Origin of the sequence: Photobacterium aphoticum (genome assembly GCF_001029435.1) — a bacterium.
Taxonomy (GTDB): Bacteria; Pseudomonadota; Gammaproteobacteria; order Enterobacterales; family Vibrionaceae; genus Photobacterium; species Photobacterium aphoticum.
The window spans coordinates 502,255-516,312 of record NZ_LDOV01000010.1; the positions used below are offsets into that span (position 1 = coordinate 502,255).

24 protein-coding genes are annotated in these 14,058 nt (G+C 46.3%); 21 read left to right on the forward strand and 3 right to left on the reverse strand.

Features of this window, described 5'->3' with window-relative positions:
• From ABT58_RS24180 to ABT58_RS06345, 18 genes are all read left to right on the forward strand, one after another.
• Positions 1-168, forward strand: coding sequence for a hypothetical protein (locus ABT58_RS24180; RefSeq protein ID WP_169749955.1), 168 nt, complete (start codon positions 1-3; stop codon positions 166-168).
• Positions 161-670, forward strand: coding sequence for a hypothetical protein (locus tag ABT58_RS06275; protein WP_047873443.1), 510 nt, complete (start codon positions 161-163; stop codon positions 668-670). Before ABT58_RS24180 ends, ABT58_RS06275 begins: the two co-directional genes overlap by 8 nt.
• Before the next feature lie 24 nt (positions 671-694).
• The gene (locus ABT58_RS06280) at positions 695-1,189 is read left to right on the forward strand and encodes a hypothetical protein (RefSeq protein WP_047873444.1); all 495 of its coding nucleotides are present in this window, start codon (positions 695-697) and stop codon (positions 1,187-1,189) included.
• Positions 1,190-1,248: 59 nt separating this feature from the next.
• Positions 1,249-1,851, forward strand: a complete 603-nt coding sequence (locus ABT58_RS06285; protein WP_047873661.1) for an ATP-binding protein — start codon at positions 1,249-1,251, stop codon at positions 1,849-1,851.
• A 125-nt stretch (positions 1,852-1,976) separates the two neighbouring features.
• Complete coding sequence (locus tag ABT58_RS06290; protein ID WP_047873445.1) at positions 1,977-2,192, forward strand: DUF3892 domain-containing protein; 216 nt, start codon at positions 1,977-1,979, stop codon at positions 2,190-2,192.
• A gap of 191 nt (positions 2,193-2,383) precedes the next feature.
• Complete coding sequence (locus ABT58_RS06295) at positions 2,384-3,028, forward strand: hypothetical protein (protein ID WP_047873446.1); 645 nt, start codon at positions 2,384-2,386, stop codon at positions 3,026-3,028.
• A gap of 259 nt (positions 3,029-3,287) precedes the next feature.
• On the forward strand, positions 3,288-4,121 hold the full coding sequence (locus ABT58_RS06300; RefSeq protein WP_047873447.1) for a major capsid protein P2: 834 nt from the start codon (positions 3,288-3,290) through the stop codon (positions 4,119-4,121).
• Between the two features lie 9 nt (positions 4,122-4,130).
• Complete coding sequence (locus ABT58_RS06305) at positions 4,131-4,412, forward strand: hypothetical protein (protein WP_047873448.1); 282 nt, start codon at positions 4,131-4,133, stop codon at positions 4,410-4,412.
• Positions 4,413-4,562, forward strand: a complete 150-nt coding sequence (locus ABT58_RS23990; protein ID WP_156168813.1) for a hypothetical protein — start codon at positions 4,413-4,415, stop codon at positions 4,560-4,562. It abuts the gene before it with no gap.
• On the forward strand, positions 4,562-4,780 hold the full coding sequence (locus tag ABT58_RS06310) for a hypothetical protein (protein WP_047873449.1): 219 nt from the start codon (positions 4,562-4,564) through the stop codon (positions 4,778-4,780). Before ABT58_RS23990 ends, ABT58_RS06310 begins: the two co-directional genes overlap by 1 nt.
• Complete coding sequence (locus tag ABT58_RS06315) at positions 4,777-5,172, forward strand: hypothetical protein (protein WP_047873450.1); 396 nt, start codon at positions 4,777-4,779, stop codon at positions 5,170-5,172. Before ABT58_RS06310 ends, ABT58_RS06315 begins: the two co-directional genes overlap by 4 nt.
• A complete protein-coding gene (locus ABT58_RS06320; RefSeq protein ID WP_047873451.1) occupies positions 5,147-5,635 on the forward strand; it encodes a hypothetical protein in 489 nt (162 codons plus the stop codon). The genes ABT58_RS06315 and ABT58_RS06320 overlap by 26 nt, the downstream gene beginning before the upstream one ends.
• Positions 5,632-6,360, forward strand: coding sequence for a hypothetical protein (locus tag ABT58_RS06325; protein ID WP_047873452.1), 729 nt, complete (start codon positions 5,632-5,634; stop codon positions 6,358-6,360). Before ABT58_RS06320 ends, ABT58_RS06325 begins: the two co-directional genes overlap by 4 nt.
• Positions 6,357-7,493, forward strand: coding sequence for a hypothetical protein (locus ABT58_RS06330; protein ID WP_047873453.1), 1,137 nt, complete (start codon positions 6,357-6,359; stop codon positions 7,491-7,493). Before ABT58_RS06325 ends, ABT58_RS06330 begins: the two co-directional genes overlap by 4 nt.
• A gap of 8 nt (positions 7,494-7,501) precedes the next feature.
• Positions 7,502-8,077, forward strand: coding sequence for a structural protein (locus ABT58_RS06335; protein ID WP_229821545.1), 576 nt, complete (start codon positions 7,502-7,504; stop codon positions 8,075-8,077).
• 94 nt (positions 8,078-8,171) lie between these two features.
• The gene (locus tag ABT58_RS06340) at positions 8,172-8,369 is read left to right on the forward strand and encodes a hypothetical protein (RefSeq protein ID WP_047873454.1); all 198 of its coding nucleotides are present in this window, start codon (positions 8,172-8,174) and stop codon (positions 8,367-8,369) included.
• 9 nt (positions 8,370-8,378) lie between these two features.
• A complete protein-coding gene (locus ABT58_RS23995) occupies positions 8,379-8,534 on the forward strand; it encodes a hypothetical protein (RefSeq protein WP_156168814.1) in 156 nt (51 codons plus the stop codon).
• Between the two features lie 109 nt (positions 8,535-8,643).
• Entirely contained in the window at positions 8,644-9,477 is an 834-nt protein-coding gene (locus ABT58_RS06345; protein WP_047873455.1) for an abortive infection family protein, read from the forward strand.
• Positions 9,478-9,519: 42 nt separating this feature from the next.
• Here ABT58_RS06345 and ABT58_RS06350 read toward each other — a convergent pair whose 3' ends face one another.
• Together ABT58_RS06350 and yciH are read right to left on the reverse strand one after the other, a co-directional pair.
• A complete protein-coding gene (locus tag ABT58_RS06350; RefSeq protein WP_047873456.1) occupies positions 9,520-10,005 on the reverse strand; it encodes a phage protein in 486 nt (161 codons plus the stop codon).
• 728 nt (positions 10,006-10,733) lie between these two features.
• Complete coding sequence (yciH, locus tag ABT58_RS06355) at positions 10,734-11,057, reverse strand: stress response translation initiation inhibitor YciH (RefSeq protein ID WP_047873457.1); 324 nt, start codon at positions 11,055-11,057, stop codon at positions 10,734-10,736.
• A gap of 114 nt (positions 11,058-11,171) precedes the next feature.
• On the opposite strand from yciH, the gene ABT58_RS06360 reads away from it, so the two are divergent.
• Positions 11,172-11,777, forward strand: coding sequence for an HAD family hydrolase (locus tag ABT58_RS06360; protein WP_047873458.1), 606 nt, complete (start codon positions 11,172-11,174; stop codon positions 11,775-11,777).
• Positions 11,778-11,872: 95 nt separating this feature from the next.
• Positions 11,873-12,382 carry an ATP-dependent zinc protease family protein gene (locus ABT58_RS06365; protein ID WP_047873459.1) on the forward strand — a complete coding sequence of 170 codons (510 nt, stop codon included), beginning with the start codon at positions 11,873-11,875 and terminating at the stop codon, positions 12,380-12,382.
• Between the two features lie 71 nt (positions 12,383-12,453).
• Here the strand turns inward: ABT58_RS06365 and ABT58_RS06370 are convergent, their stop codons facing one another.
• Positions 12,454-12,813 (reverse strand): DUF3319 domain-containing protein, encoded by a 360-nt coding sequence (locus ABT58_RS06370; protein WP_047873460.1) that lies wholly within the window; start codon positions 12,811-12,813, stop codon positions 12,454-12,456.
• 183 nt (positions 12,814-12,996) lie between these two features.
• On the opposite strand from ABT58_RS06370, the gene ABT58_RS06375 reads away from it, so the two are divergent.
• Positions 12,997-13,968, forward strand: a complete 972-nt coding sequence (locus ABT58_RS06375) for a tyrosine-type recombinase/integrase (RefSeq protein WP_047873461.1) — start codon at positions 12,997-12,999, stop codon at positions 13,966-13,968.
• Positions 13,969-14,058 lie beyond the last annotated feature (90 nt).

Below are 14,058 nucleotides of genomic sequence, written 5' to 3' on the forward strand. Positions count from 1 at the left end.
ATGGAAGAATTGAAACAAATCACCGAGCAACTAAGCGGTGAAGTAAAAAAAGCATCATCAAACCCATTTACCAAGAAAGTGGTGACACCATTGCGTTTGATGTTGGCATGGATGCACGGCGTAAACCGCAAGTTGGGCGAATTGGAAGGGGGCAACAATCATGGGTGATGTAATGCCGGTTCGCAACTCCACCAATCCGGTGGAAGGGATCAATCGGTGTGAGTGCGGCCAAGTCCGCACCATCCACCGCGCACGGGGCAAACGCTCCAAGTTCCTGTATTCGATTTGTGATGACTGTGGCACCAACCAACAAACCGGTGCTTTCTGGCAAAACCGCTTTAAAGCCCATTTTCCAACGATTGAAGCGCTAGCCGAAAGCGAACAAGCCAGTAATACCGTGGTTTGTGAACCCAAAACAGATACCGAACAGGTTGCGAACATTGAGCCAAAAGAACCCGAAAGCCTCACTCAAGAAACACCGGAAACATTGCCAAACACAGGCCATCAAGGCGGCGATAGTGAGGCAACAAGAACTGAAACGGCAACGGGAACAAGCCGAACTAAACCAAGCGAGCCAACCAAATCAGAAGAAAAGCCAAGCACATGGAAAGCTATCGTGGCTGGCATCTTTATTGGGGCTTTAACTGGCGGCGCAATTGCCCGCTTCTAAACCGTAACAAGCGAGAAATCTGGAATGGAAACCGAAAAGCAAACCGTAGCACCAACCGAAACTAACCACGACAACGCTATCGAGGGCGAAGTGTTAGAGCGTCACACCGAGCAAGACGAGCGTGACTTTCTCAATGGCTTGGATGATGACTTTGATCCAACCGTAGCCGATACCAAAGAGCAACAAGCTGAGTTAGAAAATGAAGCGGCCGCAGGTATGGTATTCATTGGCATGATGACCATTGAACAGACCATGAAAACGCTGGTCCACAAAGAATTCAAGTTCGACCCAGAGCAAGCCGAGAACGTAGCAAGCAAAGTCGCGCCGTTGATTGTGAAGTATGGCGGCAATCCGCCACCGTGGTTGGCCAAGTACATGGATGAAATCATGGCCGTGGCCGCGATCGGCATGTTGGGGATTTCCAGCTTCATGCAAATCAAACACCTGAAAGCCGAAGACCGTAAGGCAGAGCAAGCCAAACGTGATGCCAAAGAAGGAAGCGCGGAGGGCACTGCGTGAAACTCCAACCTATCAACCAAAACAATGCGCTAGATAATCACCATGCGTATGCGGTTGGTATGTCAGGCTGCGGGAAGACTTCCGCAGCCAAAAAGCTATTCATTAAAGCCACTGACCAAGTGGCTATTTTTGATCCGCTGAATGACTACCAAGGGGAACTGCAAGGGCGCAAGGTTCGCAGCTATGAAAAGCTGAAAGACTTTGCCGCCGCATTAATTGCCGGGCGAAAGACAACTCAGGGTTTTAAGATCGCCTATGCGCCCAAACACGAAACCACCGAAGAAGACTTTGATAAATTCTGCATGGTGGTGTGGGGCGTGGGGAACGGTAAACACAAAAAGCCGTTAAAGGTGATTTGTGAAGAAGTTGCCGAACATACCAGTACAGCGGGCAAAGCCACCGGATACCACGGCAAGATATTGCGACTTGGCCGAAAGTACGGCCTACACTCAATCAATATGTTCCAGCGTGGGCAAGAAGTCTCGAAAACCATCATTGATAACTGTCAGTTTGCTTGTGTCATGATGCAAAAGGCCGATGACAGTGCCCACTACCTACAACGAAAAACAGGCATACCCGCCAGTGAGATCATCCCACTGCAGAAACTCGAATATATATTGCAGGATGGGAAAGCGTACAAGAATGGACTTATTACATGGTAATTCATTTTCTATTCAAATTTAATTAATGTACTAAATGAAACGCCTGTATTAATTTACAGTATTAAACTTTCATATTTTTACTGTTAGTATATTATTTAGTCTTAAAAATGTGATAAGGAGTTAAAATGGCTAAAAATATACGTGGGAATGGTGATGGTGAAAATGGTGAAAATGATTCTTATACTATTCATGGAAGAGGTATTGTTAGCAGGGATGATTTAGTTGAAGAAGTAAAGAATGGGAAACACCCCAACCATCATGTAATAAATAGAGATGGTGATGAATACGTGCGCTCAAACCCTGACTGTTCAGAGTCAAACAACATTAACAAAGAAAAGTAATATAGTGTAAAGTCTTGCTGTTTTTATCGGCAGGACTTTTTCTTATTATCGCATTTACGAGTTAACTCTGATTAATAATGTAACGGAATGACATAAACCACTTATTTATTGATTTAAATCAATTATTTATAATAGCTGCTTGAGAGTGAGTATATCAGATGCTTTAGTGGTGTGAATTTTAAGGAGGTGTTATGAAATTTCTAAATAAAGAGAATATAATTTGGGCATGTTTCACAATATTAGTGTATTTGCTTACTCATGGTTTTGTGAATAGTGACTATTTAATGTCTTACTATACATCAAGTTTACTTCCTGAGTTTACGGGAGTATTTTTAGAGTTACTGGTAGTTCTGTTAGTAGTCTATAGTTGGCAAAGTAAGCAGGAGAAAGAAAGGAAAAAAGAAAAGGAAAGGATCCTTAGAAAATATATTATTTTCATTATGAAGAAGTTTTTTAAATTTGATGCAATTCCATCTGAGTTCAGTTTTTATGCTGAAAACCATAACAGTAATCACGCTGTATTAATTAAGCTATTAAATGAAATTGAGTCAATGGAAGATGGTTTATTAAATGATAAAATTGGAGAGGAGTTTATTAAACATTGCAATGTTGACATTGATGCAATCACCGCTCTACTTCCCGTTTCTTCAGAGTTGTCAAATGATCACTTTAAAGCATGGTCAAGAATTGTTTTCTACGTAAAGAAAATTGAATGCCTAAATTTAGATGATATTAATGAGAAAGATTTTAAATTTTTTGTGACAAAATTAATTGGATACATAATGGATTTTGATAATGCAACTTCCGAGCATAAGATTTTTAATGGAGCAAAATAAAGTTGCAACATAGATCACATTTACAAAAGCCCGCAAGCCTATAGGTTTAGCGGGCTTTTTTGTGTTTGCCTTAAAACCGAATCACTTGCTTTTCTGTAGGGGACTTTTAAGTAAACCAACAGAGAGCAAACAGTATGAGTGCAAAACACAAGGGTTATGTGATCACTGGCGTGATTGCGTTAATCGTTGCCGGTGCCGTGGTATGGGCATCGAACAACGTTGATGCCGTCGAAGACGTGATCGGTTAAGGGGTAGCATAATGGAATTATTGCAAACCCCATTCGCACCACGCCCGAAAGAACTCGATCCCGTTGAAGGGGTTGGCTGGGGCAACCGCGCATCTTTGCGTCTGGTTTCGGGCCCAACGTATCACAGCATTGAACTGGTCACTGACATTACCGACCCGACAGACATTGAACGTGTCGAAGTGTCATTGAACGGTTCGGCCAAAGTCAGCGTTTCCGGTGAAACACTGGTTAAGCTGCAAGCCCACCGTAAAAACTACGCCGAAGATGGCCGCTATATCTTGTCGTTTGGTGATGCCACCTTGCGTACCAAGATTGGCGTGCGCCAAACCGATCTCGTCACCTTGGGTGGTGAAATCTGGTTTGTATATATCACGCTGAAATCCAAACCCGCAGGCACCACGCCGCCAAGCATCCGCGCCCGTGCGCATGTTTTGCCGTCACAGGCACAACGCTATTACATGCCGCGCTTGTATGAGCTGTCATGGTTCGCGTCTTCCACTGGCCGCACACCGTTTGACTTTGCAGAGCGCAGCCCGGCATTGAACATCAAGCGCATTCACTTCCTTGACGCTTCCATTGATCGCATTCGTGTATTGCGTGACTCGTATGAAGAGTTGAACGTCACCAAAGACGACAACGCTTTCGACTTGGCGCAATCGAAGAAAGAGCAAAACGCAGGGTGGTTTAGCCTCGACTTTATCCGCTATGGCTTTGGTGCTGACGGCATGTTGAACACGGCCGCCCGTAACCAATTGGCGTTTGAGCTGGATAAAAACCAAGTGGGCAGCGTGCCGGTGATCATTGAAGCCGTTGAGCAGGTGAACCCGCTACCCGTTAAAGCGTAAGGGGTGACGATGGATTTACTCGATAGCTTGGGCGAAACACTTGGCGGAGTTTGGGACTCCGCCATGCAGGGCGGCGAGCAGTGGGTGCAATCTTGGTTTGATAACGAGGCCGATAAAGTGGCCTCGGCGGCACCGGAGCAAAATCGGGTGCCGCAATACCTTGAACCTGCGAAGCAGCCAACCGGTCAACCGATCCAACCAACGGGGATGGATACCCAAACTATGTTGCTGATTGGTGGCGGCGTGGTGGTATCACTTGCCGTGGTGGTCTTGCTGATGAAGGGGAAATAAATGCCATTACTATTTTGGCCTTTACTGGTAGGCACGATTTGTTTTGTCGGCGGCCTGTTCACGGGGGAAGCCCTTAGCCGAACACTGAAAATTTTGGTTGCCGTTCTGATGGGGCTTTGGTTACTCAATATCACGGGAGTCACCAAGTAATGTTTGGAGCCATGACCTCACTGACTGGCGGCGGTGGTTTGCAAGGCGGCAGCGCGGGACCGTCTGCCGCCAACGGCAAAACCAAGAACGACAGCGCAACCAACAACAAATCCGGTTTCACGGGTGGTTCGGTCAATATGGGGAGCAATAACGGTGTGCCGACTTGGGCACTGTTATTGGCGGGCGTGGCAGTGTTTTACCTGATGGTGAAGAAATGAAATTAGTGCCATGCCCATGGGATGAAGCCTTGCCAGCACTGCGTACTGCATTGGGTGATTATGCCAACGATGCCCGCCGAGAAATCTTGGCGGGCAGGGAAGCCGCTTACCGTATTGGGCAATCCTATGCCTTGCTACGGGTTGAGCAGTACGACAATGGTGATCTTGAATTGGTGGCCGTGGCGTTTAGCGGTTGTTTGAAATCCGGTGCCCGAGCCTTGTTTGCCTACGGGCGTGACTTGGGTTGCCGGTTCATTCGCTGCCATACCATGCGCCCCGCGCAAGTGCGCTTTTTGCAGATGGCAGGTTTACCCGTGTATGCCGATGGCAAGGACGATGACGGTTATTTGATGATTAAGGCAGATTATGGGCGGACGGAGCAGCAGCAGTAATCAAACCACCACGACCACAACGAATACGACGAACACCACCAATACCAGTGGTTCGGCGGCGGTCAGTGGTGACAACAATGGTGTCATGCTCGCAGGTGTCAGTGATTCGCACATCAATGTGACCATGACCGATCACGGCGCAATGGAACGCGCCAGCCAATTGGGCGAGCTGGCCTTGGCAAGTAACACCGATGTGGCAACCGCCGCCATCAATGCCAATGCCGATGTGAGCGAAACCGCTATGGAGTCAGTCAGTCAGGCACACGGGGAAAACCTCCAAATGCTGGCCGGACTGGCAGGCAACCAAGCGGCGCAAAACACGCAAAACATTGAAGCCCTGAAAGAATTGGCTGAAATGAAAATCGACGGTGGTCAGGTCGCCACCTCCAAACAAATGACCATTACCGTGGGGATTGTGATCGCATTCCTTGCCGTGTTCATGCTGATGAAGGGGAAAGGATGAGTTTTCATCAACTGATGCAGCCTCGCCAGCGGTCGCAATTTCAGGCCGTGGGTGAATTTCTGTATATCGAAACCTGTACCAGCAAGGTGCGGATCTCCACCGAGCGTGGGGAATACACCTTGCGCACCGGTGCCCAAATCATTGATCCAAAACTGGCAGGGGTCGTCACCGTTGAGAACTTGGGTGAAGCGGGCAATGTGACCATTGTTTGTGGTTTTGGTCGCTACATTCCGCCAAGTGACGGGCAACAAGTCGCGGTCACCGCGATGCCTGCCATGTCGTTTGCACCAGGGCAAAGCGTTGCAGTGTCTGAGTTACCGAGGGTTGCATTGGTTGACGGGCAAGCGGTTGTAATTTCTGAACTTCCGGCCGTATCACTGGCAGAAAATCAGCAAGTCACAGTGTCACGTTTACCGTCAATTTCATTGGCGGATGGGCAAACTATCAACGTCACGAACACGGCACCATTACAGACCAAACCCGTTGGCGGTGATGGTGCCGTGGGGAATGTGCTCACCATTGCCAGCAATGCCGCGACACTGGCTGGCAATCCGTCACGTTGTCACGTTTTGCTAAAAGCCAGCACTACCAATACCAATGGGATCACCGTCAATGGCGGCTGGACACTGGCCGCAGGGGAAACACTGCAACTGAATACCACGGCGGCGTTAACCTTTGCCGGAACAGACGGCGATACCTTAGAAACCATTGAGATCACCCGATGACAGACAAAACCTTACGCGAGCAACTGCCGCAAGGCTGCGCCCGCAACAAAATTGAATTTCTGGCTGATGAGTTTGAAGCCAAAGCCGCCGAGCTGGCCGAGCTTATTGCAGGCCTTGGCAGTAATAGCGGTTCGGCACCGTTGCCGAAAATCAGTGCCACGGAAAACGGCGACTTCACGGGCAACATGGCAACCAACATCATGGTGGGCACGTCCGAAGTGGATGATGTGAATGCGTCTGCACTGAATGGCCGTTTGTCGTTACCGATTGGTGACGGTTGGAGCTTTGAAGCCGAGAAAGCCCGAGCGAATTACACGCCAGCGCATGTATTTCGCAAACGTACACCGGACACCTATTACGGATTTATGGGCCGCAATGAAAATGGCGTGATGGAACTGCACTGCGGGAAAGACCGCGCCGTGATGTATCAGGTACTCAGCCCGCGCCGTAATACCAAGCATCCGAAATTAAAGGGCAGTGTGCGTATTCTGGAAGAAAACGGCATGACATTGCGCGTGGGGATTAAGTCCGCGCAAGTCGATAAGCACGGTTTCTTGCGGATCACTCATCCTGAAAAACGGATGTGTGAAACCGTCTATACCCATGTCGGTGCTGCGTATCCGGCCAAGCCCCGAGTTGTTGAATCACCGGGTTGGCATATCAGTCCTTATGCCCACAACTTTGATGTGCTGTATATCGAAGCCGAAGGTGGTTACATGCTGAATGTCACCGATGCACTGGCGTGGATGGATGGCATGTTGGGTGACGGTGATGTGTTATTGCATCGCGAGCCGCCAACCGTCGGGCAATTCCGCGACATGCTGGAAACCAAAGACGGCGAGAACATCGCAGGCTCCGATGATTTTGTTTACCACTTCAAGCAAACCCATCATTGCCCGTTCCATCCGTTGCAACACATTGCCTTGCTGCATGTGGGTGTTGATAACCAAGGCGTTGGCAATCATAAGCCGACAATTAAAGAGATCACCACTGACTACATCAAAGTGAGTTATCCGGCAGACGTGGCAGAAACCATGCGCACGACTGGCAACCGACTGGTTTACCGCTACGGATTGAACCCGTCATCACTTGGGTTTTACGACAGCCATGCCAATTGGCTTGCTCGTAAATAAGGAATGGCATGAACAAGGCACTGATTGTCTTATTAATTAGCGGTTACGGTGTCACATCATGGTGGTTTTTACGCAAAAAATCGCCAAAAACAGGCACTAAACCGCTGAAAAAGCCAAGCAATACAACTCAGCCCGTGTCTAACGGGCAATCATGGACAGGTTTATTGGAGACAACCACCGATATGGATATGAGCAAACCACGCGGTATTCGTAATAAAAACCCGCTGAACATTGAATTTAGCACCCGCAACAACTGGCGCGGCCAAGTGGGCAGTGACGGTCGATTCTGCATCTTTGAAGATGACAAATTCGGATTCCGAGCGGCCGCCCGTGTACTGCGAAGCTACCAAAAACGCGGCATCAACACGATCCAAAGCATCGTACACACGTTCGCGCCAAGCCATGAAAACGACAGCGACCACTATGCCAACATGGTCGCTAAATGGTCGGGCTACGACAAAAACCAGATGCTGGACGTACGCAATGACGATGTGGCCGCCAAGGTGATCAAAGCCATGGCGCGCATGGAAGTCGGGCACAAATACACAATTGGCGAAGTCATGGAAGGAGTCAAACTGGCATGACGGCAAAGAAAGCTGCGATCACCGTTTCCGTCAGCGTGGCGGGCATGGTGATTGGCGCATACACACTTAAATATCTGAAAAAGAAAGGATGGTTATGATTAAACTGAACCAATCAAGCACTAAAACGGGTTTGATTCTGCTAGGTAGCGTGATTGCTGGCATGGTTACGGGCAATAGTGAGTTGGTCCAAGTGTCTATTGGTGAAACTGGTGCCCAAGTTGGTGGTTTGCTGCCAACACTGGCGGCAACGGCAATCGGTATCTTTGACACGGTTCGCCAAGAAAAAGGCTAGGGAGCATCAATGGAAATCTACCAAACGGTATTGGTTGCCGCTGCCACGGGGTTTTTCTCGGCCTTTGGTACCGGCATTGCCATGAAAACGGATATTGCATGGATTAAAGAGATCATCAAATCTCACGAAAGCCGATTGGCAACCATTGAAAACAAGGGCGCGTAATGCGCCCTTAGTCGTTTAAAGTTCGTAAGAGTCCATGCTCAATTTATTGCTATAAAACCATGTACTTATTGTGGTATTGTTGATGTTGTTTTTTAATGAAATCAAGAGCATGAGCATTAAGATACCTGCACCATTGATTGCACTCTTAGCAAGAGAATTACCATCCATAGAAACTCATAACAGCATTGATCTTCTTTTTGATTCTGCTGATGCCCCAGAGTTGGACATTCGTGCTGAATTTAATAAATCAGAGAAAGTTTCTGCACGACTGAAAGAGATTAATAGATGCTCTAAAGAACCATTGTCAATCCTAGGGCGTATCATTGAAGGATATGTAGAAGTTGATGATGAGTATGAGTTAAAAAATTGTTTCAGCCCAGAAAAGACACTATCGTCACGTTCAAAGTTTAAGCACCAGATCTTAAAAAAATTACAAGATTACAATTTAAAATACCATGTGGGTGGGATGGTATCTTCAGGGCATTCAATTGCTAGCAAATCATTAGAATCTTTAATCAAAGAGTTTAATTTTCCAGCTATTGAGCAAGAGTTTTATCGTGCAGTTACAAAAGCGAATACAGAGCCTAGAGAGGCTGTATCTGCTGCATGTAATATTTTAGAGTCAATTTTTAAGATTTTCATTCACGAGGAAAATTTACCCACACCGCAAAAGCAAGACTTACAAGGATTGTGGAAGGTAGTGAGAAAAGAGTTAGGATTTGATCCAAGTAAGCTCCAAGATGATGATTTAAAGAAAATTTTATCCGGAGCATTTTCTGTTGTTGACGGAATTGGTGCATTTAGAACTCATGCCAGTTCAGCACATGGTGAAGGAAAGAAAACTTACAATATCACGCCACGTCATGCAAAATTAGCCATCAACTCGGCACATACAATTGCACAGTTTATTCTTGAAACCTGGAATGAGAAACGTAATAGGTAAACCAGAAAAGCCCGCTAATGCGGGCTTTTTTACGCCTGGTGATTAGGACAATTGATTGCGGCGTTTCTTCTCAGCATGTTTAGCCTGAATCTGGCGGTATTGCTTTTTCTTTTGTTTGCTGATCGTCTCATGCAAGGGCTCATTGATGCGACGGCCACCACGGAAAGGCAGTTGGGCGACAACATGCGATCGCACCGGCACATAATCCAATTCATACAAACGCTTTAACGTGTGGTATTCATCGGCGCGGGTTGCCCACGACATCAATTCACTGGGAGTGAGTCGGCGGCCTTCGGGCGTGATGATCACACAATATTCCTCATCAATACGAAATCCACGCCAACGGGTATCGTCAGGCATGTAGCCACGGGCACGGATGATCAGCAATTTTTCAGCCATCGGATTTACATCAACTTCACCAGATAACCAACGCTTTACGGTGATATCTCGAACGTGGAACCACGCAGCAGCTTGTGGAATAGAATCAAAATTACGCCAAAATAGTTCTTTAAATGAGTGATGCAGCATGATGAACCTCACATTTTTTCTTATTCATTTTAAGTTTTTTCCGATTAATCAAACCCAGAGCAATCGGGTATGTCGATTAATTTGAAGCCTGAGCCAAATCGAAACATAATGTCTCGCAATGGCGGCCGGATATTGGCATTGATGGTAGAGTGATATAAATCCCAGAAAAGGATTCTAACGGGATGTTTCCCAAGGAATTTTTATCAATAAGAACACACGTTTCGCGGATGACCCAAACCAAATACTGATAATTAACATATCGACCCCTTAGTGCGCATAATCTATCTTATGTTAAATAAGGTGTCTGGATTAGATAATCTAGGTCTATTTCCTTATTGTTATCCTCATCAATTCCTTCCCTCGTATATCGGTGAGCTTTACAAGATTGTATCTAACAGTGGCATTTAACAGTATTGGCTATTTACCATAAAATAGGTAATTAACATCGTTATTTAAGCCCGGCTGCAAATGGTCAGTTTGCCTGGTGCTTCAATCCACTGTGAATTACTCTGCAGAGCTGACGCGATTGATCTGTGCATTTCAATCTCGTGTGCTTATCGCGTTTGTACTCACAACTCGTTAAACGGCATTATCCATTAGCGGTTTTCAGTTATGTCACGCGGCCTTGGTTTGCTTTGGCCTTTACATTAAGTCACGATGCCGTGAAAACAAAAAAGCCCGAGTCAAACTCAGGCTTTCAATGTGGCATGTTGTGCGTAACGGTTAGATTAACCGCCAGCCAATTTTACGGTGTGGCCTTTTTTCTCAAGCGCAGCTTTGATTACGTCGCGCTTGTCACCTTGAATTTCAATGGTGCCATCTTTTACTGAACCACCACAGCCGCACACTTTTTTCAGTTCTGCCGCCAGTAGCTTCAGTTGGGTGTCTTCCATGTCCAAGCCAGTTACGATGCAAACGCCTTTACCTTTACGGCCTTTGGTTTGACGCTGAATGCGAACAACGCCATCACCTTTAGGACGCTGCGGTGCAACTTTCTCTTCTTTGATGCGGCCAGTCTCTGTTGAAAATACTAAGCGGCTATTATCGTTCATTACAGAAATCTCATTAATTTTTGGAACTGTGAGTCAGGTACGCTCTTCAAATTTCTCATTTTCCAATGACCTGGCCCAAAATTATCAATAACTCATACTGTAACGGAAACGCTCATGATTAGGAACGTCATATTTGACTTTGGTGCGGTATTGTTTGATTGGCAACCAAAAAATATCGTCAAACGCTTCACGACATCACCCGATGAGCAAGCCCTGTTACTGCGCGAGGTGCTGCATCATCCTGATTGGTTGTCCCTCGATCGCGGTACCATGCTGATGGCGGAAGTGATTCCGAAGTTTGCCGCGCGAACTCGACTGAGTGAATCAAGGATGCAAGACTTCATACACCATATTTTAGACAACTTGATTGTGATAGATGAAACCTTCTCGCTGGTTGAAGAACTCAAAGACAAAGGCTATCGCTTGTTTTACTTAACCAATATGAGCAGTGCCTTTTTTGAAAACCTGAATGAGCGTCACCAATTACATAGCTTATTTGAAGGTGGCTTAGTGTCTGGTAAAGAGCTCGTCATTAAGCCAGAGCCGGATATTTTCAACTTACTGGCGGAACGGTTTATGCTTGAGCCCAGTGAATCCCTGTTTATCGACGATCAACCCACAAACATCGATGCTGCAAAATCCCTCGGATTTAATGGGTATCTCTTCGCCGAACCGGCGCTAAGTTGCGCTGAAATTCGTAAATTTCTCATTAGTCACTAGTATTGCTAGATATATCTGAATAATTCATCTAACGTTCAGTTGCGACTGCGATAATTATCAGTCGTTTATATTGAACTTGCTGACTAGGAGGTTTCGTGAAGAAACTGCTCATCCCTGCCCTGTTTTTCCTTTCCTTATTTAACATCAATGTCGCGATGGCAGATTGTGACGGCGACAAATCTATTGTCGGGCAAGTGGAAACCATCAAAGTGCATGAACTCGGTATGGATTATTTAGCGCGCATTGATACCGGCGCAGCAACAACGTCTATCCATGCGAAAGACATTAAAGTGCTGGGTGAAGACAGTGACAGCGATAACATGCGTGATCACCTTGGCCACACGGTAGAATTTACCTCTTACAATGAAAAAGGCGAAGAAGCCAAGTTCAAAGGTAAGATAGTGAAAGTCAGTAAGATCCGAAATGCGCAAGGTGTTGAACGTCGCTATGCGGTGAAGATGGATCTAGGTTGGAATGGCCAGCATAAAACAGTGAATGTGAACCTGCGTGATCGCAGCAAGTTAGAATACAAACTGTTAATTGGCCGCAATTGGCTAAGTGGTGATTACCTGGTTGATGTCGATAAAGAAGACGACGCAGATTAATCACGATACACTAAATTCATTCAACAAAAAACGCCCACACCGTTGGGCGTTTTTTATGACCAAAGTAAATCTTAGCGCGAGGCACTTCGTTGTAATGCCGCATCAATATGGCGCTTAATCGCATCGGCGTGGCCTTTCAACAATCGCGTTCCCGCCATCACATACCAGTCATTCGGATAGCCGGTATCATTACGCAGCTTGAACCCTTTGTAGTCCATGGTCAATTGCTGTGGCTGTTTCTTACTGACGATGCTTTCAAATTTTTCCGGCGGCATGAAGGTATTCATTTCGTACCACCAATCAATGCTCTTTTTTACTAATGAGAGTTTATGTGTGATCGTTCGGCCCTCGATGACGGCACTCCATCCATCTTCCCGGTTGTTCACATTTTCAATGCGATGGCCTCGGTGTAATAGTTGTTTCTTTTGCATAAACCCTACTCTGCGCTAGTTACTCGCGATCTTCTCATTACTGACAGTTTAAACATCAAGTTAACTTTCTGTCTGTGAACAAGCAGTTATATTTGTTATTTGTCCCTAAGATTTTAACACTAGTGTTTGACCAATGTATATTTGTGCTAGACTAAATAAAATTATAATGCATTAGGTTAATCCATGACGAAACAGATTTCACCCATCGAAGATGAACAATTGTGTGCGGAGAGCATCCGAATTTTCAGCAAACCTCTGTCATCTAATGATGAAATGGCCGCATTAACCCGTCATCAGTATGCAAAAAATACAGTGATATCCTTCACTAACGATTGGAATGCGTTCGTTACCTTTTGTCATGAGAACAAAATCCCTGCATTACCGGCGAAAGCTGACACCGTACACCGCTATATAGAGAAAATGTCCGCCTCACGTAAGCTTGCCAGCCTAAAACGTTACATCGTAACCATTTCATTAGTGCATCGTTGCCACTGTCTTGCTGACCCTTGCTCTAAAACAGAAATCCGTTTGGCGATGAAAAAGCAGCAGCTGGAAAAACATAACGATGCCCAGAATGCGGCGGCCTTTAGAGATGAACATTTACAGCAACTACTGGAAAGCTACGCCCTGTCGACCAAACTCAAAGATGTTCGCGATGTTGCCATATGGGCGGTGATGTTTGAAGCAATGCTCAAACGCAGCGAATTGGCGGCACTTGTTATCGATGATCTGACGTTACACACCAACGGACTGATTGATGTCACGGTAGGTCCAAACACCATCGCGTTAAGTTCAGTCGCCTCTAAAGCTTTACAACGCTGGTTGGTGATCGGGTTGATTCATGAGGGCTTTGTTTTTCGTCGTATTGATCGCCACAGCAATATTGGCGATAACCCGCTTGACCACTCTTCTATTTATCGCGTATTCCGCCGCGCCAGCGATGAACTTGGCATGGCGAAAGCAGACATTTTCTCTGGTCAATCACCACGTGTGGGAGCGGTAAAAGATCTGTCTGACGCTGGCCTCTCGATTCCTGAAATTCAAGAACAGGGACGCTGGAAAAGCCCTGCCATGCCTGCTCAATATGCAGGAAACACCGACCGCCATGAGAAAGAAGTCGCCAAATACGTTAAGGACAAACCGTGGGAAAACTAACCTTTTCTCTGTAAGGCTTTTGCAAACAGTTTTAGCTTGTTGATGTCAGACCATTTTCAATGTGCCGAGGGGTATTATCCAAAGGTTACA